This is a genomic window from Marinobacter algicola DG893 (assembly GCF_000170835.1).
GTDB classification, from domain to species: domain Bacteria; phylum Pseudomonadota; class Gammaproteobacteria; order Pseudomonadales; family Oleiphilaceae; genus Marinobacter; species Marinobacter algicola.
This window is the reverse complement of the sequence record NZ_ABCP01000004.1, coordinates 74,407-97,527: the sequence shown is the minus strand read 5'-3', so window position 1 is coordinate 97,527 and position 23,121 is coordinate 74,407. Positions and strand designations below refer to the sequence as shown.

The 23,121-nt window shown below is 56.6% G+C and carries 19 protein-coding genes; 13 read left to right on the top strand and 6 right to left on the bottom strand.

Features of this window, described 5'->3' with window-relative positions; all coding sequences use genetic code 11:
- Positions 1 to 14: 14 nt before the first annotated feature.
- Both MDG893_RS05255 and MDG893_RS05250 read right to left on the bottom strand, forming a co-directional pair.
- Positions 15 to 740: a hypothetical protein gene (locus tag MDG893_RS05255; protein ID WP_007152692.1), complete on the bottom strand. Its 726-nt coding sequence runs from the start codon at positions 738 to 740 to the stop codon at positions 15 to 17.
- Between the two features lie 9 nt (positions 741 to 749).
- Positions 750 to 1,562, bottom strand: a complete 813-nt coding sequence (locus MDG893_RS05250) for a gamma-glutamylcyclotransferase family protein (RefSeq protein ID WP_007152691.1) — start codon at positions 1,560 to 1,562, stop codon at positions 750 to 752.
- A 260-nt stretch (positions 1,563 to 1,822) separates the two neighbouring features.
- Between MDG893_RS05250 and MDG893_RS05245 the strand changes: the two genes are divergently transcribed.
- The 3 genes from MDG893_RS05245 (at position 1,823) to MDG893_RS05235 (ending at position 5,488) form a co-directional block, all read left to right on the top strand.
- Positions 1,823 to 2,704, top strand: a complete 882-nt coding sequence (locus MDG893_RS05245; RefSeq protein WP_007152690.1) for an AEC family transporter — start codon at positions 1,823 to 1,825, stop codon at positions 2,702 to 2,704.
- Between the two features lie 186 nt (positions 2,705 to 2,890).
- Positions 2,891 to 3,748, top strand: a complete 858-nt coding sequence (locus tag MDG893_RS05240; protein ID WP_007152689.1) for an EamA family transporter — start codon at positions 2,891 to 2,893, stop codon at positions 3,746 to 3,748.
- Positions 3,749 to 3,877: 129 nt separating this feature from the next.
- Positions 3,878 to 5,488, top strand: coding sequence for a BCCT family transporter (locus tag MDG893_RS05235; RefSeq protein ID WP_007152688.1), 1,611 nt, complete (start codon positions 3,878 to 3,880; stop codon positions 5,486 to 5,488).
- Between the two features lie 60 nt (positions 5,489 to 5,548).
- Here MDG893_RS05235 and MDG893_RS05230 read toward each other — a convergent pair whose 3' ends face one another.
- Positions 5,549 to 7,351 (bottom strand): flavin-containing monooxygenase, encoded by a 1,803-nt coding sequence (locus MDG893_RS05230; protein ID WP_007152687.1) that lies wholly within the window; start codon positions 7,349 to 7,351, stop codon positions 5,549 to 5,551.
- Positions 7,352 to 7,728: 377 nt separating this feature from the next.
- Between MDG893_RS05230 and MDG893_RS05225 the strand changes: the two genes are divergently transcribed.
- A complete protein-coding gene (locus MDG893_RS05225) occupies positions 7,729 to 9,672 on the top strand; it encodes a sigma-54-dependent Fis family transcriptional regulator (RefSeq protein ID WP_007152686.1) in 1,944 nt (647 codons plus the stop codon).
- A 12-nt stretch (positions 9,673 to 9,684) separates the two neighbouring features.
- On the opposite strand, the gene MDG893_RS05220 is transcribed toward MDG893_RS05225, so the two are convergent.
- Positions 9,685 to 10,977 carry a hypothetical protein gene (locus MDG893_RS05220; protein ID WP_007152685.1) on the bottom strand — a complete coding sequence of 431 codons (1,293 nt, stop codon included), beginning with the start codon at positions 10,975 to 10,977 and terminating at the stop codon, positions 9,685 to 9,687.
- 536 nt (positions 10,978 to 11,513) lie between these two features.
- Between MDG893_RS05220 and MDG893_RS05215 the strand changes: the two genes are divergently transcribed.
- The 5 genes from MDG893_RS05215 to MDG893_RS05195 all read left to right on the top strand — a co-directional run bounded on the left by MDG893_RS05215 (position 11,514) and on the right by MDG893_RS05195 (position 16,790).
- Positions 11,514 to 12,596 carry a TRAP transporter substrate-binding protein gene (locus tag MDG893_RS05215; RefSeq protein WP_007152684.1) on the top strand — a complete coding sequence of 361 codons (1,083 nt, stop codon included), beginning with the start codon at positions 11,514 to 11,516 and terminating at the stop codon, positions 12,594 to 12,596.
- Positions 12,597 to 12,716: 120 nt separating this feature from the next.
- Positions 12,717 to 13,262, top strand: a complete 546-nt coding sequence (locus MDG893_RS05210; RefSeq protein ID WP_007152683.1) for a TRAP transporter small permease subunit — start codon at positions 12,717 to 12,719, stop codon at positions 13,260 to 13,262.
- Positions 13,259 to 14,551, top strand: a complete 1,293-nt coding sequence (locus MDG893_RS05205) for a TRAP transporter large permease (RefSeq protein ID WP_007152682.1) — start codon at positions 13,259 to 13,261, stop codon at positions 14,549 to 14,551. The genes MDG893_RS05210 and MDG893_RS05205 overlap by 4 nt, the downstream gene beginning before the upstream one ends.
- Positions 14,552 to 14,744: 193 nt before the next feature.
- On the top strand, positions 14,745 to 16,094 hold the full coding sequence (locus tag MDG893_RS05200) for a cache domain-containing protein (RefSeq protein WP_007152681.1): 1,350 nt from the start codon (positions 14,745 to 14,747) through the stop codon (positions 16,092 to 16,094).
- A 54-nt stretch (positions 16,095 to 16,148) separates the two neighbouring features.
- A complete protein-coding gene (locus MDG893_RS05195) occupies positions 16,149 to 16,790 on the top strand; it encodes a response regulator transcription factor (protein ID WP_007152680.1) in 642 nt (213 codons plus the stop codon).
- Position 16,791: 1 nt separating this feature from the next.
- On the opposite strand, the gene MDG893_RS05190 is transcribed toward MDG893_RS05195, so the two are convergent.
- Positions 16,792 to 17,637: a DUF72 domain-containing protein gene (locus MDG893_RS05190; RefSeq protein ID WP_040474317.1), complete on the bottom strand. Its 846-nt coding sequence runs from the start codon at positions 17,635 to 17,637 to the stop codon at positions 16,792 to 16,794.
- A 144-nt stretch (positions 17,638 to 17,781) separates the two neighbouring features.
- Here MDG893_RS05190 and MDG893_RS05185 point away from each other — a divergent pair, with 144 nt between their 5' ends.
- From MDG893_RS05185 to MDG893_RS05170, 4 genes are all read left to right on the top strand, one after another.
- Positions 17,782 to 18,234: a carboxymuconolactone decarboxylase family protein gene (locus tag MDG893_RS05185; RefSeq protein WP_007152678.1), complete on the top strand. Its 453-nt coding sequence runs from the start codon at positions 17,782 to 17,784 to the stop codon at positions 18,232 to 18,234.
- A gap of 25 nt (positions 18,235 to 18,259) precedes the next feature.
- The gene (locus MDG893_RS05180; protein WP_007152677.1) at positions 18,260 to 19,168 is read left to right on the top strand and encodes a sigma-70 family RNA polymerase sigma factor; all 909 of its coding nucleotides are present in this window, start codon (positions 18,260 to 18,262) and stop codon (positions 19,166 to 19,168) included.
- Between the two features lie 9 nt (positions 19,169 to 19,177).
- Positions 19,178 to 19,552, top strand: a complete 375-nt coding sequence (locus MDG893_RS05175) for a hypothetical protein (RefSeq protein ID WP_007152676.1) — start codon at positions 19,178 to 19,180, stop codon at positions 19,550 to 19,552.
- A 130-nt stretch (positions 19,553 to 19,682) separates the two neighbouring features.
- Entirely contained in the window at positions 19,683 to 21,416 is a 1,734-nt protein-coding gene (locus MDG893_RS05170) for a BamA/TamA family outer membrane protein (protein WP_007152675.1), read from the top strand.
- Between the two features lie 12 nt (positions 21,417 to 21,428).
- Here the strand turns inward: MDG893_RS05170 and MDG893_RS05165 are convergent, their stop codons facing one another.
- The gene (locus MDG893_RS05165; RefSeq protein WP_007152674.1) at positions 21,429 to 23,051 is read right to left on the bottom strand and encodes a M28 family metallopeptidase; all 1,623 of its coding nucleotides are present in this window, start codon (positions 23,049 to 23,051) and stop codon (positions 21,429 to 21,431) included.
- Between the last annotated feature and the right edge of the window lie 70 nt (positions 23,052 to 23,121).

The following is a 23,121-nucleotide window of genomic DNA, read 5'->3' as shown; positions in this document are numbered from 1 at the left end:
GCCGCTCCTGGGGATCACGCCTGGCAATGGAACACTCGATCGAAGGTGGCGCTGAAGTCCTCTTTGGCGTTGTCCAGTAGGGGTTGGCCATGGCCACAGAGAACGTGTTTGAAGTTCAGTGTTTTGAGGCGGTTAAAATCCTCGGCAGCAGGTTCCGCCGCCTGCAGCCAGACTGGGCCAATGTTGGCGGGTGTGAAGAAGCCCATCTGCTCCATTCGCTGTCGCGAGGCGTCGCAGAAGTGCTCGTCGGGTTTCAGCCAGTTCTGCAGGGCGTCACAGGCTATCAGGATGCCGCCATCCCGCTGGAGGTGGAGTACGCCTTCAGGAAGTTTGGTAGTTTGGAACTGAAATAGCGATGCGTCACTCAGGGGCAGCGTCTGGCCGAGGACGTTTGTCTCTCTTTCAGACCCGCTTTGGTCCTCCGGTTCCAGACCTGGCATCACCCAGTACTGCGCCTGGTAACGGTCAACATAGAACGCATCGTCACGCCCATGCAGAGCGCCAAGCCGAATCACGTCGGTTACTTTTCCCAGTCGGTCCAGTTCCGCCAGGCCGTCATCATCAAGGCGGACCGTATTGATGAGGATCAGCCGTTCACCGTCACGGACGATGGTCATGTTGCGGCTGAATTGCCAATCCAGGTCCATAAGGACGGTTTCCATGGCACCACTGACAAAAAACAGATCCGGCAGGATCTCTTCGATGGCATTGTGTGCCAGGGCTGGCGGGAAAGACGGCATGAGAACTCCTCAGTCTTTATCATAGTTATAGCGGCCGACGTAGCGATACTCTCTGGCGTATTCGTTCAGATAGGCGTTGAGGTATCGCTTCTGGGCCTTGTTGAGGCGTCCGTTCCGGATATCGTCCATGGTTTCATCAACGTTGCTGCTGTCCAGCCGCCTGAGGTGAAAAAGCGTCATGTCCCTGCCTCCAAAAAAGCCTTTGAGGAAGTGGTGCAGAGGCCTCGCCTCGGACATATCAAACACGGCCCCGTAGAGGGCCGTGTACAGCGGCTGTTTTGCCAGCAACGCCCGGTCAAATGTTGGGTAGTCTCCGGGTGGTGCCGCGAACGTTGGGTACTCATCAAGTTGATGAATGGGCTGATTGGCCAGTGACTCCAGGTATTTGCCATCCAGTCCGGCCTGGCGGCCTCCCTCCAGAACGATGTTCAGGTAACGACGGCTTGGTCGGCAGTCGTTGTCGATAAATTGGGGCATGCCCACATAGGTGAGAGCAGAGACCTTCGGGGCCATTGCCGCGCTAGGGTTATCCGGCTCTACCTCGATCTCTATGCGGTTATAGCCATGCCCGTAAGCTTCGGCCTGATCCAACAGAGAAAGCGCCTCGTCGGGGCATTCATGGAGCACGCCGAGAACCCGGTCGTCCGGGTGGCCGGTGTTTTCGATGTTGCCAACACCACCCTCATGGCGGAAGAAGTGCTGCACGTTGAAGCGTAACCGCCATCCGCGCAGCACCGCTTTCGTAGATGCCCGAGGCTCGACACCCTTCGCTCTCAGCGAGAGCATGCTCATGTTGGAGCCAAAGCCAAAGTAGTAAAACATAGATTCAATAGGTTACAGGTTAACCTGCCCTCAGGTACTTTTCTATAACCTGCCACGGCAAAGGCGGTGGCAGATTGGCTTATCAGCAATACGGCCAGGTATCGGTTTTCGCGGAGCTACCTTTACCCCGGGATATTGGGGCTTAATGGTAGTCTATATGGCATCATTATTTATGATCTCGCGTTGAAGTTATACCCGAGTATTGAAAGTGCCAAACCCCGTTCCCTTTAGCCTGAAACCATGACCTCTCTTTATTCACTATGATTCAGCATCTCACAGAAGCCCTTGTCCCTCTGCTGTCTTTGATACTCCTCGGGGCCATTCTTGGCCGAAAAACCGATTTTTTTGACGGCAAGGCATTGGCTGGCCTGGTTACCACCGTTGGAATCCCCGCGTTGCTGCTCCACTCCGTATTGAGCATGGATATGGACATTTTCGGAATGGGTGCCCTTGTAGGCATTACCGTGGCCTGGCTGGTCGTCATGGCGATGGTCACTGCACTGTTGCTTACGCTAGCTGGCCTGCCGGTGAGGTCCTATCTTCCGGCGTTGGTGCACCCGAATACGGGCAATATGGGGATTCCGGTGTGCTTTGCGCTGTTTGGCCCGCAGTCGCTTGGGCTGGCGGTGGTGATTTCCTCGGTGATTCAGGTCAGTCATTTTACGTTGGGAATCGGCTGCCTGTCCGGGCGGTTTTCCATCAGGGCAATGCTGAAGAACGGGCCCGTCCTGGCATTGATCGCAGGTGCTTTTCTGTTGGCGACAAACATTCGCCCGCCTGGACCGGTGATGATAACGCTGGATATGCTGGGCTCGATTACCGTACCGATAATGCTAATGCAATTGGGCAGCTCTATTGCCAACCTGCGGCTGTCAGGCGCGCGGGATATGCTAAGGCCTCTCGTGTTCAGTCTGTATCGGCCATTGGGTGGTCTAGCCCTTGCGTGGGTGCTGTTGCTGATTTGGCCGTTGAGCGCCATGGAAGCGCAGGTTTTCCTGATTCAGTGTGCGATGCCGGTGGCGGTAATGAGCTACGTACTGTCGGTGCGCTATCAAGGGCCGTCGCAGGAGATCGCTTTGACTATTCCAATGTCGTTGCTGGTTTCTTTGGGGATTGCCGTAATTTTTGCCCTGTTTGCGTAGGGGGCAGCGCCCGGGATTACTGCGGCGAACATCAGGTCGGCTTGCGGCTCCAACGTATTGACGGTGCCCAGTTTCCGCAGTCACCCTGAATGAACCGTGTCTACCAGCAATCGTTTGGCCGGGCGGGAGAGTATTCTGACTGATCACACGCCAGAACAATCCGGTGACCGCGCGCTAAGAAGTGCAATGCTTGTAGCGCTTGCAGCCCTTTTCTGGGGGCTTTCGGGTGGTATCGGCGCCATCCTGCTCGCAGAAGGGTGGGGCTCGTTCGTAGTCTCGTTCTACCGGGGGATTGTCGGCCTGCTGTTTGTACTTGTCTGGCTGATTCTACGTCCTGGGAACAGCGGATTGGCCAAGCCGCGGCTCTGGTTCTGGGCGGCGGTGGCCGGCGTTGGCGTGGCGGGCAACTTCTCCTTCTATTTCCTCAGTATCTCCGAGGGCAGCGTTGCCGTCGCGGCGACCCTCATGTATTGCGCCCCGGTGTTCGTGTTTCTGGTTTCCTTTGCCATCGGGCTGGAGCAGCCGACGCCGTTCAAATGCGTGGCCATTGTCATCGTTATTGTCGGCATCGCTCTACTCACGGGTATCTATGACGTTGGCGGTAGCAGTATTACGTGGGTTGGCGTGGTTGCCGGCCTGCTTTCGGGGTTGTCCTATGCATTGTTTATTTTCGGCTTCAAGTTTGCTGCCAGGAACGGCAGCCCTCAGGCTGCTCTGGTGATCGCGTTTGCCGTGCTCGGTATTGTTCTGATCTGGCCAGCCAGCCTTGTGCAGGTCATTGCTGTGCTGGGTGCACCGGAATGGCCGATGTTCATGGCGCTGGGGGTGCTCGGTGGTGGCGTGTCTTTTATAAGCTATATCGTGGGTCTCAAGCACACCGTACCAACCGTCGCTGCCGTTGTAGCGATGGTCGAACCTGTTACCGCTACGCTCTTCGGAATTTTATTGCTCAATGAGAGCTTGGGCGGCGTCCAGTTCCTCGGCATGGGGCTCATCCTGGTCACAGTGACGGCCTTGAGCGTCTATTCGAGCAAGTCCCAGTAGTAATCAACCGGGATTTCAGCGTTCTCTGGCGATAGCCATTTGCCTTCAGAAACATGAAATCTCGCCCACAATTTGGCGTGCCGTTCGATTAGCTCCTATGTTGTCGGAAAGACTCGGGGAGGAATCGTCATGGAAGCTCTCGCAAAAAAGTTGGGTCTCAGGACCAACCCGACCATCTTTTTCACGTCCGCTGGGATCATGATCCTGTTTCTGGTCGTGCTCCTGATTGCGCCCGGCCCAATCGGAGAGGCCTTCGGAGCGGGGCGTGAATGGATCGTTACCAACCTGGGTTGGTTTTTCATTTTCGGGGTGACGAGTTGGGTAGCGTTCCTCTTGTGGGTTGCGCTCAGCCGATTCGGCGCCATCCGGCTGGGCGGCAACGACGCGAAACCGGCCTACAGTAATATTTCCTGGTTCACCATGCTGTTTGCCGGCGGCATCGGTACCGTGCTGATGTTCTGGGGCGTGGCCGAGCCCATCTCGCACTTTTCTTCCCCGCCGAGGCCGAATGTCGAGCCCTATTCGGTCGAAGCCGCCGACGATGCCATGAGCTTCGCTATCTACCACCTGGGGCTGCACACCTGGGCGATCTTCACCATGCCGGGGCTTGCCTTTGCGTATTTTATCTATCGTTACGACCTGCCGATGCGCTTCAGTTCGGTGTTCTATCCGTTGATCGGCGACCGCATATACGGGCCTCTCGGCAAGACTCTCGATGTGTTTGCGATCCTCGGCACGCTGTTCGGTGTGGCGGTGTCAATCGGGCTGGGCACGCAGCAGATCAACGCCGGGCTGACTGAGTTGTTTGGCATTCCGGATGCGGTAATCACCAAGGTGCTGATCATTGCCATCCTGACGGCCGTCGCTGTGGGGTCGATCGTCGCCGGGCTGGACTCTGGTGTGAAGCGGTTGTCCAACATCAATATCGGTATGGCCGTTGGCCTGATGGTATTCGTGCTCTTCACCGGTTCGACGGTTTTCCTTCTGCGAGCCGTGGTTGAGACGTTTGGCCTCTACATATCGAACCTGCTGCCCATGGCCTTCTGGAACGACACACTTGCAAGCTATACCGGCGACGATGGCGGCTGGGGATGGCAGGGCAGCTGGACGGTATTCTACTGGGCCTGGACGGTGACCTGGTCGCCCTTTATCGGCATCTTCGTGGCGCGGATTTCACGGGGGCGGACCATCCGTGAATTCGTGCTCGGGGTCCTGTTCGCGCCATCAATCTTCACCCTGATCTGGTTCGCCATTTTCGGCTGGTCAGCAATGCAGATCGATGGCATTGGGCCGGAGGCCAGGGAGGCGCTGGGCGAACAGGCGGGGGTGTTGTCACAAGCCGTAGGGGAGAGTGTTCCCCTGGCCATGTTCGCGTTCTTCGAAAACTTCCCGGGGGCTACGTTGATTCAGGGCTTGGCGGTTGTGATTGTCGCCATCTTCTTCGCGACCTCATCGGACTCCGCTTCCCTGGTGGTCGATATGTTATGCACGGGCTCTCCAGACCCAGGCCCCTGGCATCAACGCGTTTTCTGGGGTGTGTCTGAAGGCATGCTGGCAGCGATGCTGATCGTACTTGCCGGTGACGCCGGGCTGACCGCGTTGCAGGAAGTGATCACCGTGGTTGGCCTGCCGATGTTCATCCTCGTATTCGCCATGATGTTTGCCCTGTTCCGCGGCCTGGCCCAGGAGAAACTCAGCGAAGTGAGGGTGGGCAGTCCACCGCGGCCGGAGCAGTTGTGAACTGACCTGAATTGGTTGCTGATCACTGTTGATGGCTGGCCGAGGCCAGCCATCCTGGAGTCAGGAAAGGTGATGAACGTTTTCCATACCGTACACCGGCGTGTCGATGCCCTCCTTTCGGGCTTTCAGTTGAAGTGCGAGATACAGCGAGTAGTGGCGTGACTGGTGCAGGTTGCCCCCGTGGAACCAGAGCGCTTCCTGTTGCGTTGGCTTCCACATATTGCGCAGCTCGCCTTCCCATGGGCCAGGGTCTTTGGTGGTATATGATCCCATACCCCAGCACTTTCCAACTTTATCGGCGACCTCCTGGGATATTATTCGTGCCGCCCAGCCATTCATGGAGCCGAAGCCGGTGGCGTAAACAATCAGATCGGCCGGCAGTTCGGTGCCATCCGTCAGGGTGACAGATCGGGGGTTGATGCGTTCAATGCCGACCCCGCTTTTAAGCTTGATTTCGCCCTGGGCGACAAGTTCGGATGCACCGACATCGATGTAATAGCCTGAGCCACGGCGCAGGTATTTCATGAACAGCCCTGAGCCATCATCGCCAAAGTCCAGCAGGAACCCTGCTCGCTTCAGCCGACTGTAGAAGTCCGCATCCTGTTCGGCGACCTGCTCGTAAACCGGGATGTGCATATCGGGCATGATTTTGAAGGGCACCGACGCAAATGTGAGATCGGCCTTTTCTGTGGTCATGCCGTTCTGTACCGCCTCTTCGGAGTAGAGTGGGCCTAGCACCAGCTCCATCAGAGTGTCGGACTTGATGATGTGGGTTGATGAACGCTGAACCATGGTGACGTCGGCGTCGTTCTCCCATAACGCAGCGCAGATATCGTGTGCGGAGTTATTTCCGCCCAGGACTACGCACTTCTTGCCTTTATAGGCAGCGCCACCGGGGTGTTTGCTGGAGTGGTGTTGCTCGCCTTCAAAACTGTCCATTCCGGGAATATCGGGTATGTTGGGGATGCCCGACATGCCGGTAGCCAGCACGAGCTGCTTGGGGCGAAGGGTGACTTTCTCGCCGTCCCGAACCACCTCCACGACCCATTCCTGACTGGCCTCATCGTAGCGCGCCCCCGTGCACTCTGTTGAGCTCCAGTAGTTGAGCTCCATGATCTTGGTGTACATTTCGAGCCAGTCGCCGATTTTGTCTTTCGGCGCGAAAACGGGCCAGTGGTCCGGGAACGGCAGGTAAGGCATGTGGTCGTACCAGACCGGGTCATGCAGGCAAAGAGACTTGTAGCGGTTGCGCCAGGAATCGCCTGGATTCGGGTTTCGCTCGATCACAATCGTTGGCACGTCCAGTTGCCGCAGACGGGCGGCCAGGCCAATGCCCCCTTGTCCACCGCCGATGATCACGCAGTAGGGCTGGCGGCTGTATCCCAGTTCCTGTTCTTCGTCCTGCTTTGCCTCAAGCCAGGTTTTCCGTGACTTGGTCGCTCCATGCTGAGCGCCTTTGGGTCGAAGAAAGTTTTTCTTCTCGGGAAACTCCTTTAATTCCTGCATGGTGGTCAGCAGGGTCCAGGCACCGCCATCGCGAAGCCGGATGTGCCCTTTACCCAGAGCATCCCTGGTTTCGAAGGTAATCCAGGCTTCGGTCACGCCGTCCTGTTCTGTCGCGTCTTCGGCAACCTTCCAATTGCTGGGGAGGACATGTTTCGAGGTCTGTTCCAGCATGTCGCGGATATGGTCCCGGCCCTCCAGGGTTTTTATGTTCCAGGTTATTGCAACAAGATCTCTCCAGAAGCCGTTTGCTTCAAACAGTTCCGCCGCCCTTCCAGGATCGCTCGACTGCAGTATCTCGCTGAACCCGTCAAGCCACTGCTGAACTCGTTGGGTGGGGGTGATTTGGGTTTCGGTCATCACGGTTCTCCAGATTTCCATTGTTTTTGTTGGCGGGGAGTCTTTGATCCCCGGTGCGTTGTTGAACACGCTAATAGGAACGGAGCAGATGACGTGCCACATCGGTCTCCAAGGGCTTTTTATTTTCCAGGTATCTGAAATAAAGGGGTTTCAGGGATTTTTGTGAAAGGAGGAGGGGGTGGCGGAGCCATGTGGTAGAAGGCCCTGGCATTACGGCTGTAATGCGATTGCCTGTAAATGCGTTACAGGTGTAACGATCACTCAGGCACTAAAGGAGGATGTTGATGCCGGGTAATCCGGTATAGGCTGTCAGAACGACGAAGCAGTATCTCATCGTAAATGACAACAACAATATCAGAGCAATGCAGGAGCTTGGCATGACGATGCAACAGGCACAGCGGCGCCACATAGATACGATTCTAAGTTATACGGATGAAGGCGTGTGTGCGGCTTTATCTCCGGAGTCCGAACTGATTGGTCGCTCATGGAAGCGATGTATTGACGAGTACGGACTGGACCCGAGCCAGCCGCGTCGTGCCCGGATCGTGACTCATCAAACCCTGAGGGAGCATCAGGACTCGGTCGATGAATTTCTCAACGTGGCTCGGGCCGGCGTTGAGCAACTGTATATGAATATCGCAAAGCTGGGTTATGTGCTGTTGTTGACGGATCACCGGGGCATTACCGTGCAGTTTCTGGGGGATCGGCGTTCTGACCAACGTTTGCGTAAAGCCGGTTTGTACCTGGGGGCCGATTGGAGTGAGAAGTACGCGGGCACCTGTGCTGTGGGTACGTGTATTGAAGAGGGGCAGGCCCTGACATGTCACCGGGTCGACCATTTCGATGCAACCCATATAAGCTTGACCTGCACCTCGGCGCCCATTCTTGATCCGCTGGGCAACCTGCTTGCGGTACTCGATATTTCGGCTCTGGATTCGCCTGATCCACACAGCAGCCAGACGTTTGCACTGCACCTTACCCAGCTCTACGCCCGCATGATTGAGGACGCCTATTTCCTCCGCCGTTATCGCAATCAGACGGTCTTCCGGTGTGATGCCTCGCGGGAGTTTGTGCAGGTAAATGGCCAGTACCTGTTCGCCATTGACGGGGATGGGTGCGTGGAGGCCGCCAATACAGCCGGTCGTTCACTCATGTGGAGCCATGGAAACGGCAGCGATACCAAGCTGACCAGCCTGTTTGAATGCGAGTTAAGGGACATCTGGAGCATCCCTTACGATCAGGATGATCAGGTCAGGGCGTTCAGGCACTGCATCAGTGGCAATACCTTTTTTGCAGCGTTGATCCAGCCTAGGATCAAGTCGACGGCTTTCGCATCTTCTGACGCCCTGCCCACTGATGAATCTGTGCCTGAGCTAGATGCGCTGGCAGCGGATGACCCCGTCATGAGGCGAACTCTTGGCCTTGCCAAACGACTGAGGAACAGAGATGTCGGGCTGCTGGTGCTGGGTGAGACCGGCACGGGCAAGGAAGTGCTTGCCCGGGCAATACACCAGTCCAGCCACCGCTCCCGACGGGCGTTTGTTGCCGTAAACTGCGCAGCCATTCCCGAGTCACTGATCGAGAGCGAGCTTTTCGGGTACGTGGCGGGCGCGTTTACCGGTGCGCGGGCCAGAGGAATGCGGGGAATGATCCAGCAGGCGGATGGTGGGACATTGTTCCTGGACGAAATCGGGGATATGCCCCTGCAGCTCCAGACCCGGCTGCTGCGGGTGCTGGCGGAAGGCGAAATTCTGCCAGTGGGCGCCGACAGTCCCGTGAAAGTGAACTGTCGCGTGATAGCCGCCACGCACCAGGACCTGGGCCAACTGATTGAACATGGTGCGTTCCGCGCTGACCTCTATTACCGGCTGAATGGGGCCACGCTGCGCTTGCCCTCTCTGGGAGAAAGGGCTGACCGACAGCATGTCATTAACCGGGTACTCACACACCTGATCGACCAGGGACAGCTGCCCGATGTTCGAATCCGGGCAGATGCGATGAGTGCGCTGCTTGCCTATGACTGGCCGGGTAACATTCGTCAGCTTGTTAATGCACTGGCGTTTGCAGAAGCTACCTGCGACGATGGACAGATCACGGCCAATGACCTACCAGACGAGTGCTTGAGAGATCCTGCGATCGCGGCAACGAGCGTTGAGCGGGATGTCGACCCCGACGAGAGCGATCCGTTATTGGCGGCACTAAAGAAATATCGCTGGAACGTCTCTGAGGTCGCACGTCGTTATGGAGTGTCACGCCCGACTATCTATCGCTGGATGCAGCAGCAGGCGATTGAGGCGCCGAGGTTCCAAAGCAAAATATAAGTCTACGCTGCATTATATCTGCTTGTAGACCACCTCTGACAACCGGCTGCGGTTGCCATCCGTATCCAGGGTGCGGATAGCGAAGTACCAGGTACCTTCGGTGAGCTCGTCCACCAGCAACTCGTCGATAGAGGCGTCGCCAATGGCCAGGCTTTGGTCCAGGTTGTCCTCGCTGTTGCCGTAAACCACCTCAAAGCCGGCAATTTCGCCCATCGCGAGACTGTCACCATTTTCTCTGGTGAGCGGCGCGGTCCAGCTTAGCAGGGCTGCGTTGGTCGGAACGGTGTCCTCGGGGCTTGGCTCGGGGGCCGACGGTTCGCTGGTGTCGTTGTCCGTTCCGTTGTCGGCGACAGTATCTCCAGTGCTGTTGTCGTCACTGGTATCGGGCTCTGGTGTGTCGACAACGCTGGTGTCGTCTTCGCCGTATACCTCTGCAATGGTCTTGAAGCGTTGTACGTAGCGGTATTCGGCCACCACGAGTCTCTGGCTGATGACGCTCGAGTCCACCTCGGCCTGCAGCTCAGAGGCCTGCACTGCCGCGGCAGACACGAGATCGGCCAGAGCGATGTTTTCGCCGTCGCCCATCAGGCTGATCTGGCCGGTTTCGAGAATCTGGGTTGCCACGTTGTTCAGGACATCGGAAATGTTGTTCCATTGGGCGTTGTTGTTGACCAGGGCAAGGAAAGCCGCATTGGCAACGGCGACCTGCAGGGCATCGGCAGACACGCCGTTAAACTCGTCCAGGCGAGTCAGGTCTGGCGGGTCGAGGCGCAAGGAGCCCGCTGCCAGGCCAAACCAGCTTTCAACCCTTTCATAGGCCCCAGAGAGTGCATCGGGGGAGAGCCCATTCTCGCTACGCTCAGCCAGCGCCACGGCCAAATGGGTCAGCGGCGTGAGGTTGACGGTTTCCATGCGAAGATCACCGGCTCCGCGCAGACTGAAACTATCGTCCAGCATCATGGTGTCGCCAAAGGCAACCGGCTCGGCGCCGCTGCGTTCGCATTGGGGAACGACGTCGCAAGTCATGCGGGTATTACTGTCAGCGGTAAGTTCTACCAACGCCCAGCTGTCCGCCTTTCCTCGCAATTGCCACACATAACTACCGTCGTTTGCTGTCAAAACCGGTTTTGCGGCCTGTCGCTGTGGAGCATAGTAGCCGTCTTTGTCGGATATCAGGCGAGTGGCGGTCACCAGGCCTTGTTGAATAACGCCTTTCATGGCGGCGCCGGCAAGCTCAACCGTTTCAGCCGCCGGAGTGGTTGAGGCTTCTGACTGTGGTGTCGTGGCGTTGTCTGAGGACGTCATGTCGAGACCGCAGCCCGAAAGCAGAACCGCTAAAGATAGAGTCAGCAGTCCATGCTTCGTTAGATTATTGCCGCAAGTTGACATTGTTTCGCACCAATTTATTGACGAGTTCGGACGAATCTTACAGCGGCATTTTTCGGTTATATGCGGTCTGGTTCAGGGTTTTTCGGGTGAGAATCGTCAGGAAGTTGGCGCTTACAGAGCGATACACGGTGAGACTGAGCGTTACATGCTCTCGGGGCGATTTTGGTTCCTTAGTTCGCTGTTATTTATGCAGTTTATGCAATCGACCCGGCAGCCGGGACATTTGCTTGGGCGCGGCGCGACTATTAGCGATTACAAATTTAAACGGTGGGCAGGAGTTGGATATACCTCTAAGTATTAATACGTAGTTTTTCTGCGGCGCTCTAAGTAATCACTGCGTATTGGTTTGGTCATTCCTACGGATTGTTAGTTCTCGCTCAAATCGTGACCATAAGTCGCGAATGACGACCCGAGCATCGTTCTAATACAACAAACACAACAGGAACAAGATCATGAAAAACTTCTTGAAAGCTGCTGCGACCGCCGCAGTGGTGTTCTCCGTGCTGTTCACGTCCTTTGCCCACGCTGCTGATAAGAGCTACACCCTCCGACTCGCAGAAACCTGGGGGCCGAACTTCCCGATTTTCGGTGATGCCACCAAGAACATGGCGGAAATGGCCGAAAAAATGTCCAACGGCCGGCTCAAGATCCGGATCGATTCCGCCAACCGCCACAAAGCGCCTTTTGGCGTCTTTGATATGGTTAAAGCGGGCCAATACGACATGGGCCATTCAGCGTCTTATTATTGGAAGGGCAAAGTGCCCAACACCCTTTACTTCACCAGTATGCCGTTTGGTATGAACGCTCAGGAGCAATGGGCGTGGTTCTACCACGGTGGCGGTATGGAGCTGATGCAGGAAGTGTACGAGCCCCATAACATGCTGTCGTTCCCGGGCGGTAATACGGGCAACCAGATGGGCGGCTGGTTCCGCAAAGAAATCAAAACCCTGGAAGACCTCGACGGGCTGAAAATGCGAATCCCCGGGTTTGCTGGCGAAGTCTTTGCCGAAGTTGGCGTTAATCCTACCAACATCCCGCCGGGAGAGCTTTACACTGCCCTGGAGCGCAACACCATCGATGCGGTTGAGTGGGTAGGCCCGGCCCTGGACCTGCGTCTGGGTTTTCAGCAGATTGCTGACTATTACTACACCGGCTGGCATGAACCCGCCACCGAGTTGCAGTTCCTGATCAACAAGGATGTCTGGGAGGACCTGCCGGCGGATCTGCAGGAAGTTCTGCGTGTCTCTATGCGTACGGCATCCTACGACATGCTGACCCAATCCGTGCATGCCAATGCACAAGCTTGGGCATCCATTCGTGACGAGTACCCGAACGTCAAGGTCAAAACCTTCCCGGACGATATCTTCAAAGCCATGGTCGCGGCTAACGAAAAGGTCCTGGAAGCGTATTCCAGGGATAACGAGCAAGGTCAGCGCATTATCAAGTCACAGCAGGCCTATCTGGACAAAACACGTGCTTACATCGACATCTCCGAGCGCGCCTACCTGAACACCATGGCCGAACTGGAAGAGTAAGTTTCCCGCCATTGGCCGGATGCTTGGCGCTTCGCAAGAAGCGTCGGCATTCGGGTGTTTTCATGAGTCCTATTTAATCCCGATTGGTCCGGAGTCCCCGCTTCGGCAAGAGGAGTTGTAATGCGTTGGTTAATTGCTGTGGATGACGGGTTAGGCGCTGTATCTCGAGCGTGTGGCTGGGTCGCAAGCGTGGCATTTGTCCTGATGATGCTGAACGTTTTCTACGATGTGGTGGCTCGGTATGCCTTCAATGAGGTATCCATTGGGATGCAGGAATTGGAGTGGCACTTGTACGCCGTCGTCTTTCTGATGGGCATTCCTTACGCCATGAGGACGGATGGCCACGTGCGAGTGGACGTTCTTTATGCCGGCCGTAGTGAAGCTTTCAAGGCTTGGGTCAATCTTGTTGGGGCCCTTTTTTTTGCGCTTCCGATTGCCGCCATGATCGCCTGGCTGGGTTGGGGATACATGCTTGATGCCTATCACATGGGAGAAGGCAGCGGAGATCCGGGAGGTTTGCCCTACCGCTTTATTGTTAAAGGGCTGATTCCGTTTTCTTCATTCTGGCTGGCGGTTGCCAGCGTGGGCATGGCGACCTTCGCTCTCAGGGTTCTTGTCAAAGAATCCGCCTACGACGAGCAAACCGGTGCAGGAGGTCTGGCATGATCGGGATGATAATGTTTGGGGCCTGCCTCTTCATGCTGCTGTGGGGCTTTCCTGTTGCGTTTACGTTCGGCGGCGTTGCGTTGATTTTTGGCCTGATTGCAGAGGGGCCGCAACTGTTTGCCTTCATGCCATTCCGCATTATGAGCATCATGCAGAACACGGTGTTAATGGCGATACCGCTGTTCATTTATATGGGCATCGTGTTGCAGCGCACCCGATTGGCGGAGCAATTGCTGGAGTCCATGGGGCGACTGTTTGGTGGACTGCCCGGGGGGCTGGCGATATCCACCATCGTGGTTGGTGCTTTACTGGCCGCCTCCACTGGAGTGGTGGGTGCCAGTGTCGTGGCCATGGGGTTGATTTCGCTCCCGGTCATGCTGGCGAATGGCTATGACAAAAAGCTTGCCTGCGGCACCATTTGTGCCTCAGGCACCCTGGGGCAAATTGTGCCGCCATCCATCATCCTTATCATCCTCGGTGACGTGCTCGGCTTGCCTGTAGGGGACCTTTTCAAGGCCGCGGTGATCCCCGGTGTGGTGCTTGTGGGGCTCTACATCGGGTATATCCTGTTCGTCAGTTGGCGATCGCCGGGAACGGCGCCAGCGATGCCGCGGGATAGCGATGACAGCCGGGCACAGGAAATCGGCAAAGCCCTGATGGCGATCATACCGCCGCTGGCATTGATTGTTGTGGTACTGGGCTCGATCTTTACCGGTATCGCAACGCCGACCGAATCTTCAGCCCTGGGTGCCGTCGGCGCGCTGGTTCTGGCCGTGGCCTATCGCCAGTTTTCCTGGCGGATGATGTGGGAAAGCTCTCGGGATACGGTCAAGGTGACGGCCATGGTCTTCGCCATTCTGGTAGGGGCAACCGCCTTCTCCATGGTGTTCAGTTACACCGGTGGCGACTACCTGCTGGAGGAGTGGATGCTGCAACTGCCGGGTGAGAAATGGGGCTTCCTGATCCTGACCATGCTTATTATTCTGGTGTTGGGTTTCTTCATCGACTTTGTCGAAATCTCCTTCATCATCGTACCTATTCTGGCGCCCATCGCTGAACTGATGGGTATCAATATGCTCTGGTTCGCCATCCTGATCGCGATGAACCTGCAAACCAGCTTCTTGACGCCGCCCTTCGGGTTCAGTCTTTTCTACCTGAAAGGAGTATCACCACCCGAGGTTAAAACCACCGACATCTATCGCGGTGTGGCGCCATTCATACTGCTGCAGATAATGGTGCTGATCGCGATCCTGATCTTCCCCGCGTTCTTTGGTATGTCATCCTCCTGAGCGAGTTCTGGAGGCTTTTATTAATGACGCTTAGGGCATGTTTCGATTTGGCTGAAGTACCTTGACTGGAGGTTTGGCGGGCCTGGGGAGACTCTTCTCCAGGCCCGCTCTTTTTTACGGTTTGGGTTAGACTGATGGAGTCTCGCAACCGATGCCTAGATGGCGTGTGCTTATAAAGGACAATGTGACGGTCATGTCGTTAAGAACAAAATTGATACTGCTTGCCCTGGTTCCCCTGCTGGTGGTGACCGGTATTTTCTCCGCGGTGACCTTGCACCAGGGCGACATACTCATGGAACGCGAACTGCAGATTTTTGAGCAGAACCTGCGGCGGTCCAAGGAAACAGCGTTGAAAGACTACGTTTCCATAATGCGCACCGCTATCGAATTTGTCCGTCAGAACGCGGCCAGTGATGATGAAGCCCGCGACAAGGTTATGGCTCTGATGCAGGAGGCCTCATTCAGTGACGACGGCTATTTCTATGCCTACACCCATGACGGATTGAACCTGGTCCACGCAGCACAGCCGGCCCTGGTCGGACGGGATATGTACGATTTCCAGGACAGTAGCGGGAACTATCTGATCCAGAATCTGATACGGATTGCTGACAATGGCGGAGGGTATTACCAGTATCTGTGGCAGCAGCCTTCCACCGGCAAGGAAGTGGATAAAGTTGGCTACGTTGAACAGATTGAAGACTGGCAATGGATGTTTGGTACGGGATTGTATATCGATGATATTGCCGCTGAGATGCGGGCCATCGAAGCGGGCGTGGACGCTAACGTTAAACAGACCCTGTGGGCCATTCTGTTGGCGTTGATGGTATCAATCGGTGTTGTGGTGTCTGCGGGGGTTCTGTTTAATGTGCACGAACATCGCTTGGCGGACCAGAATCTGAAAGAGCTGAGCCACAAGACCGTGCAACATCAGGAAGAAGAACGCCGCCGGGTATCGAGGGAATTGCATGATGGCATCAACCAACTGCTGGTGTCTGTGAAATATCGGTTGGAGACGGCCATGACCCATATTCCAGAGGGTGACTCCGTCGCCCAGGAGTCACTGGTGAAAGGCGGAGAGGTTTTAAACCGTGCGATACAGGAAGTACGGCGTATTTCCCATGATCTGCGCCCCAGCGTACTGGATGACCTGGGGTTGTTGGCGGCGCTCAACCAGTTGCTGGATGACTTCCGTGAACGTAGCGGGATCGTTATGGACATAGATATCCAGCCACCGCAGGAGGATATTTCCGAGGAGGTGGCTACAACGCTGTATCGTATTGTTCAGGAGGCCTTGTCGAACGTTGAGAAACACGCCCAGGCCACCCGGTTGGCGCTGAGCCTGGAAGAGGATGCGGAGGGGCTCTTTCTGTGTATTTCCGACAACGGCGTAGGCATTGCCGAGAAAGATGCATACGCCAGACGAGGCATCGGGTTGCGTAATATGCGCGAGCGTGTGGAGTTTTTGGGTGGGGAGTTTGAGGTGTCCCCGCGGCCAGGAAACGGAACCCGGATAATGGCCTCGTTCAAACAATACCAGGCATAGTCGAAAGAATAAGGATAAGCCTGGCGGTCTAGTAAACCTGACGGTAACGGTCCTATGAGCACATCAGAATCTGTAGTGAAGGTCATGCTGGTCGATGACCATATCCTTGTCCTGGAAGGTATCAGGGCGCGGCTGGAACAGGAAAAGGGTATCGACGTCGTCGGCCAGGCAACCGATGGGCTGGAGGCCCTGGAACGGGTCAAAGACCTGAAGCCGGACGTGATCATGATGGATGTCAGCATGCCGAACATGAACGGGATTGAAACAACGAAAATTTTCCAGGAGCGCTATCCCGATCTGAAAGTGCTTATCCTCAGCATGCACGACAACCGGGAATACATTTCACAGCTGATGTTTCATGGCGCCAAGGGTTACATCCTGAAGGACGTATCGGTTGAGGAAATGGTGAGCGCCATTCGTACCGTGGCTGATGGCGCCACCTACATCTGCCGGGCAGCGACCGAGACGTTGTTTCGTCATGGGGAAACAATGGAGCCGGTGGAGAGCAAACTTACTCCCCGCGAGGAGGCCATTCTTTCCAGAGTGGCCAAAGGGCTTAACAGTAAAGCCATCTCCAATGAGCTCAACATCTGCGTGAGAACGGTGGAAACCCATCGGCAAAACATCAAGTCCAAGCTGGATCTGAATACCACGGCGGAGCTGACCAAGTACGCCTATGACCAGCAGTTGCTCTGAGTCAGAATAGCCCCATCTGGGGCTGGGTCTCGTCGAGGTCCAGGGCATCAACCATGGGTGCCCGTTCACGCAGTAACTCATTCCAGAGCGCCGCCAGGGAAAGGGCATCGCCCTTGTTCGGCATGTGCATGAAAATATAGGGACGTTTCCCTTCCTCGATCCACGCAGCTGCGCGCTCAACCCAGGGTGCGAGAAACGGACGGTTGGCCTCCAGGTCGGGATGGCCGACAAAGCGGATCACCGGCGCTGCATCCACAGGGAGCAGATGCACTGGTACTCGCGGCTTTTTGCGCTGTGCATCGCGTGTTTCCTCGTTATCCGGGGTCGCGGCAAAGAGTGCCCGGCTGTCCATGCACACCCGTGCAATGCGGCGTTCTCTCAAGCCACGATTCAGGGCTTTCTCGGCCTCCCCCTTGTCAAAGAACGCACTGTGGCGAACCTCAACGGTGCAGGTCAGGGTCGGGGGCAGGGCATCCATAAATCGCCAGAGGTTTTCCAGACGCTCTGGCCCGAAACTGGCGGGAAGTTGCAGAAGAATGGGGCCAAGCACATCGTTGAGTGGCGCAATTATCTCAAGAAAGTCAGATACTTCGCGGCCAGCGCCACTCAGTAGACGGTCATGGGTGATCAGGCGTGGAAACTTCAACAGAAAACGAAAGTCATCGGGCACCTGTGACCGCCACTGTCGGCACTGTTCCTGGCTGGGCGTGGCGTAAAAAGTGGTGTTGCCCTCCACGCAATTGAGGGCACTGCTGTAACGCGCCAGTGGGCTCTGACCGGGAGGGAGTCGGCTGGTCCAGTCGGGATGTTGCCACTGGGGGCAGCCGAGAAAGTAGGGTTGTGCCATGGTCCCGTTTTACCACCGTTTATCAAGGGTCTGCTAAAAATTAGTCTCTGTATGTCACAAACATCAGGGCTGCCCCGTCTACCTCTGTAGAACCTACGTGGACATGATGCCACCTCGTGTCCCCCCATGCAGAGGAGTAAGATAATGGAAACGCGATTGAATGCCTACAAGGCTTCCCCGGATGCCATCGCCGCAATGACCCGGCTGGAGGAGTACGTTGGCAGTTGTGGGCTGGAACACAGCCTCATCCACTTGGTGAAAACCCGGGCATCCCAGATTAACGGTTGCGCCTATTGCCTGCACATGCACACCAGCGATGCCCGCAAAGCCGGTGAAAGTGAAGCACGGCTCTACCTGCTGTCCGCTTGGCGTGAGTCCGGGCTCTACACACCTCGTGAACGGGCTGCCCTGGCCTGGACCGAAGCACTGACGAACGTGGCTGACACCGGTGCACCCAGTCAGGATTACGAGCAGGGGCGAGCGCATTTCACCGAGAAGGAGTTCGTCGACCTGACGTTGCTGATCGGTGCGATCAACGTCTGGAACCGGATCAGCGTAGGCTTTCGGGCGGTTCACCCGAATGACCGTAAACTGTAACCAAGTACGCCGGGAACCAATTGCCATGAATGAACAGCCCGCGCATCAGTTTGATCACTGGCGCCGATACCTGACAGGCGTCGCGTACCGCATGCTGGGTTCGGTGACGGAGGCAGAGGATGTGGTGCAGGATGCATACCTGCGTTGGCACCATGCCGATCACCTGTCAGTCGATGATGTGCGGGCCTACCTGACCACGGTCACCAGCCGGCTTTGTCTTGATCGCCTTCGCGCCGCTCATCGGCAGCGGGAGGTCTATGATGGTCCCTGGCTGCCGGAACCTATAGTCGAAAGTCAGGACACTCCGGCAGGCGCCGAGGCGCTTGCCAGTGATGTGTCCTTTGCCCTGATGCTGGCGCTGGAGCGGTTGTCTCCCCTGGAACGTGCTGCATTCCTGTTGCACGATGTATTTGGGCTGGATTTCAGCCAGGTCGCTGTGAGCCTGGAACGCAGTGAAGCCAGTTGCCGCCAACTCGCAAGCCGCGCCCGGAAACGTGTGCAGGCTGAGCGCCCGCGTTACGAGGTGAGTTCAAGCGAGCATAGTCAGTTGACGGATCGATTTTTCGATGCCGCTCGCAGTGGCGACGTGGCAACGTTGAAGGCGCTGCTGAGTGAGAGCGCCATACTGCATACCGATGGTGGCGGTAAGAGGATTGCAGCGCGGCGCCTGATTCTTGGCGCCGACAGGATCAGCCGGTTCTTTGAGGGTGTAGCACGTAAGTCTGCATCGCCCAGCCCTCGGTGGGTTAAAGCCGTTATCGTGAATGGGCTACCGGGATGGTTGACCATTGAACACGATGGGCTGCCACAGATCACGACACTCGATGTGGTGGATGGCTGCATCCAGGCGGTGTATGTTGTGCGCAACCCGGACAAACTGCGGCATCTGGCTGGCCACCTGCCAGAGCCGCACGTCCATGTTCCAATGGATTGAGAAGGCCCCATGAAGTTTCCAAAAGTCACTGTCGTGTTGGTTTCCGCAGCCCTGCTGTTCGTACTTTGGGAGCAGACCCGGGAGCACCCGCAACCCGTGGATGCCCGTCGTTTTACCAACCTGGCGGCTAATCCAGTCGAACTTAGCGTAGCCATGGACTGGGTCGTTCGCCAACTCCCCGCGTTGTGTGAGGACGCGACCGGAAAGGGCGCGGACTCCGGGGCTCATTCGGCGTGCGTCAGTGAAGGGGAGACCCGTACATCGGTCTGCCGACGTGCGGTCTACGATCGCTTCCCGAGTGTGATCGCCTCGGAACAGGTGTTCCGGGATGTCTCCCTCACCGCAATGAACTGCCTTGTCCCGCAGTCCGGATTGATTGAATAATTTTTTAATCAATGGCGTACAGGATGTACGGGTGGTGTTTTGTGCGAGTATCCCGGACGAACGCCTGAAACGGCACTATAGTGGAGTAATATCATCACCATAGTGAGTTTCCGTGTTCTGTGGCCAGACGATGACCCGTACTCAATGCCGCGATAGCATCCTCCGGCGCCAAAGCCGAGCCCTTCTCATTGCTGGGACTCTCTCTTTCTGCCATAGCGCTTGGGCGCAGCTTGAGACTGACAACTGTGTCGCCAGCAAAATTCAGCCGGAAGCTATTGATCTTGACCAACCCCGGGACCAACTGGCTCGACAGAACGACCTGGATATACCGGTAGGTGCCCGAATCGGTCGAATAGACATTATTCGGCGCCCCATCTTTGATACCACCGATCCGGAACAGAACAATTTTCTTTATCGCACGCTGAACGCGCTCAATACCCCGACCTGGAAATCGGCCCTGCGTGCCCAGTTGGTGTTTGACGAAGGTGACGTTTACCAACCAGGTACGCTGGACGAATCCGAACGCATATTGCGGCAGAGTGAGTACCTGACGGCCGCATGGATCGGTGTTACCCGCGTTTGCGGGAAGGAGCTGGAAGTCACTGTCCTTGCACGTGACACCTGGACGCTACTGCCGAGCGTTGGTGCGTCCAGGACGGGGGGCGAGAACAAAACCAACGCTGGTCTTTCTGATCCGAATTTCCTGGGTTCCGGCAAGAGCGTAGGGATATCCCACAAAAAAGATGCCGATCGCAGCGAGACCAGCGTCGATTTCGATGATCCTAACGTGCTTGGTTCCCATTGGCAGGCAGGGCTTTCCTACGATAAACGCAGCGATGGACGCGGTCGCAGTGCCTACCTTGAGCGACCATTCTACAGTGAGCTGGCGGAGTGGCGATTTGGCCTGAGTGGTGAGGACGACGTTCGCGAACAATCCCGCTACGTGGGGGCGGAGGCAATTGCGGACTATCGGCTGGAACGCGATTTTGCCAGTGTTGATGTCGGCTGGCGGTTGGCAGAGCGCAATGGACGCCAGTTAAGGCTGCTCGCCGGCTTTCGATACGATGCCCGGGCATTCGAGCGCTTGCCGGACGAACCCAATCTCGACCTTCTGCCCGATGATCGCACTCTGAGCTACCCATGGATCGGATTTGACTACCGTGAGAATCGCTTCCGGGAAATGACGAACCTGACCCGTCTGCAACGGGTCGAGGACGTGCGGGACGGATTTGTGTGGAGTACCGAGTTGGGGTACTCCTCGCCGGGACTCGGAGCAACGGAAGACCGAGCCGTACTGAATATGGACTTCCGGGATGCTTTGCTGGCCACGGACACCAACTACGCCAGCTACGGGTTCAGTCAGAGCGGCACCTGGCGATTTGACCAGGACCGTTTCGAGAATCTTATCGGAACCGTGAGTCTGGAGTACTTTCATGGCGGGTCAGTGGACTGGAACAGCTGGTACACCAATCTGTCTTTCACGGCAGCGCACAATTTGACTGTGGATCAGCAGCTTCTTATTGGCGGTGACAATGGCCTTCGTGGCTATCCAAGCAGCTACCAGCAGGGCAACCGGAGAGCGTTGTGGACACTGGAGCGCCGTTATTTTCCGGACTGGTATCCCTTCGAGTTGTTTCGCGTGGGAGGTGTACTGTTCACCGATGTAGGCAGGGCCTGGTTTGATGATGGTCGCGACAACGGACCCGACGACGGTGCACTGACGGATGTGGGGTTCGGCCTGAGGCTGGCCTCAAGCCGGATCGAAGTGCAGAGAATGCTGCACCTGGACTTTGCCTTCCCGCTGGCGGGAGACGACAGCGTTGACCAGGTGCAGGTTTTGTTGCGGGGTCGTTCGCGGTTCTAGGCGACAGTCATGTCACTTGATCCACTTGTCGCCCCAATGGGTGATGTCGTGCTTCTGCTCCACCTGTAGCGTGCGGGCACCAGCAGCTGGTTCCACTTCTTCCGCAGCTGCGATTTCCTCGTCAATCACTCGCGTTGAGAGGGACAGCCAACTGGTCACGAAGGCAGCGGCATCGCCGTTGATTTCAAGTGCGAGCTCGTCAACGTTGGTGATATCGTCACAGGCCGAGTGATAACAGGGGTCAAACGCAATGCCAGCCTCGCCACCAAACTTGGCCGCCTGCTCTTCGGTTTTCAGCACTTCGGCGCCGGTAAACAGCCCGCCAAACGCAATGCCGTCCTCGAAGAATTGAGCGTAGTCCGAGCGGAAGCTGATTTGCGTGCCCTCGGAGGCAATTTCACGCAGATTGAAGTACTTCTCGAACAGCGCCTCCGTGGCTGCTGATCCGGGAGGGCCTGCCAGATCGAAGTCGGAACCGTCGCCATCGTAGATAAAGTTGCCGAAGTTGGGCGAACCAATCATGTCGTAGTTCAGGTAGACCTTGATCTTGTCCTTCTCTTCCTGGGAAAGGCTGTTGACGTAGAATGTTGAGCCGACCAGGCCGGCCTCTTCCGCACCCCACCAGGCAAAGCGGACCTGATTGCGGGGATGGGCCCGTTTCATTTGCAGGGCCAGTTCAAGTAGCGCAGCGCTTCCGGAGCCATTGTCGTTGATGCCAGCCCCTTCAAACACTGAATCCAGGTGAGCGCCCGTCATCACCACGTTGTCAGGGTTACCCCGGTTCGTTTGGGCGATCACATTGGAGGTTTCGGTCTGCTCTCTCACTACGTTGGTCACGACCCTTAACTGGAGGTCCGGCTGCTCAACCCAACCTGCGCCAATGTCGTAGGTGGTGAACACCACGGGAATTCCCCCGGCATAGTCATCGCCGAGTGTGGCGTTGATCAGGCCTTTGCGGTCTTCCGTGTTGCCCTGGTTGAAGATCACCACACCCGCGGCACCGGCATTGGCCGCGTTGGTTGCTTTCTGCCCGAAGGCGCAGGCTCCCCGTTGGATGACGGCGACCGATCCAGCGGGGAAGTCGGTAAAGTCCTCGGGTTCACAGCCACTGGTGGAGGTATTGTCGGGGCCGAGTTGAACGTCAACGGCAACGGCCATGCCCGTCACATCGCCCGGCTCGGTCTGGGACAGGTAGGTAAAGTCCTCTTCCCAGACATAGTCGGTCGGAGTGGGTGCCGTGGCCTGCAGAATGCCGTCTCCGGTCGGGTAGAAGGCATTGAAAGGAAACTGCTGGATGGTCACGTCATAGCCCGCACTCTCCAGTGTGGTTTTAACGTAATCGACCGTCGCCTGGTATCCAGGTAAGCCGGCAGCGCGATTGCCATCATTGGCTTCGGCAATGCCATATAACCGGTCCAGGTGGTATTGGATGTTGCTTGCCTGCATGCAGCGGGGCAGGCCAAATGGCGTGCTATTGAGAATGCCAAACCGGCACTCGAACGGACTGATTCGATCCGGGCTCCAGAAATCGTTGAGTAAATCGCCGGTGGATTTCTGGCCTGGCGAGGCGTGTGCGGTTATTGCAAAGAAAAGGGATCCTAAAGCCATGGTGCGGCTTGCGGTGCTGATTTTCATTGTGATTCTCCAATCCTGGGAGTTTGTTGTTAGGTCCGCTTGTGGCGGACTGTCAGCGCGGGGAGGCCTG

Coding starts and splice junctions, on each gene's coding strand:
- MDG893_RS05225 (WP_007152686.1), top strand. CDS start 7,729: ATGACGATGCAACAGGCACAGCGGCGCCACATAGATACGATTCTAAGT.
- MDG893_RS05240 (WP_007152689.1), top strand. CDS start 2,891: ATGCTTGTAGCGCTTGCAGCCCTTTTCTGGGGGCTTTCGGGTGGTATC.
- MDG893_RS05255 (WP_007152692.1), bottom strand. CDS start 740: ATGCCGTCTTTCCCGCCAGCCCTGGCACACAATGCCATCGAAGAGATC.
- MDG893_RS05205 (WP_007152682.1), top strand. CDS start 13,259: ATGATCGGGATGATAATGTTTGGGGCCTGCCTCTTCATGCTGCTGTGG.
- MDG893_RS05175 (WP_007152676.1), top strand. CDS start 19,178: ATGAAGTTTCCAAAAGTCACTGTCGTGTTGGTTTCCGCAGCCCTGCTG.
- MDG893_RS05210 (WP_007152683.1), top strand. CDS start 12,717: ATGCGTTGGTTAATTGCTGTGGATGACGGGTTAGGCGCTGTATCTCGA.
- MDG893_RS05215 (WP_007152684.1), top strand. CDS start 11,514: ATGAAAAACTTCTTGAAAGCTGCTGCGACCGCCGCAGTGGTGTTCTCC.
- MDG893_RS05245 (WP_007152690.1), top strand. CDS start 1,823: ATGATTCAGCATCTCACAGAAGCCCTTGTCCCTCTGCTGTCTTTGATA.
- MDG893_RS05220 (WP_007152685.1), bottom strand. CDS start 10,977: ATGACGTCCTCAGACAACGCCACGACACCACAGTCAGAAGCCTCAACC.
- MDG893_RS05200 (WP_007152681.1), top strand. CDS start 14,745: ATGTCGTTAAGAACAAAATTGATACTGCTTGCCCTGGTTCCCCTGCTG.
- MDG893_RS05165 (WP_007152674.1), bottom strand. CDS start 23,051: ATGAAAATCAGCACCGCAAGCCGCACCATGGCTTTAGGATCCCTTTTC.
- MDG893_RS05235 (WP_007152688.1), top strand. CDS start 3,878: ATGGAAGCTCTCGCAAAAAAGTTGGGTCTCAGGACCAACCCGACCATC.
- MDG893_RS05185 (WP_007152678.1), top strand. CDS start 17,782: ATGGAAACGCGATTGAATGCCTACAAGGCTTCCCCGGATGCCATCGCC.
- MDG893_RS05180 (WP_007152677.1), top strand. CDS start 18,260: ATGAATGAACAGCCCGCGCATCAGTTTGATCACTGGCGCCGATACCTG.
- MDG893_RS05250 (WP_007152691.1), bottom strand. CDS start 1,562: ATGTTTTACTACTTTGGCTTTGGCTCCAACATGAGCATGCTCTCGCTG.
- MDG893_RS05230 (WP_007152687.1), bottom strand. CDS start 7,351: ATGACCGAAACCCAAATCACCCCCACCCAACGAGTTCAGCAGTGGCTT.
- MDG893_RS05190 (WP_040474317.1), bottom strand. CDS start 17,637: ATGGCACAACCCTACTTTCTCGGCTGCCCCCAGTGGCAACATCCCGAC.
- MDG893_RS05195 (WP_007152680.1), top strand. CDS start 16,149: ATGAGCACATCAGAATCTGTAGTGAAGGTCATGCTGGTCGATGACCAT.
- MDG893_RS05170 (WP_007152675.1), top strand. CDS start 19,683: ATGACCCGTACTCAATGCCGCGATAGCATCCTCCGGCGCCAAAGCCGA.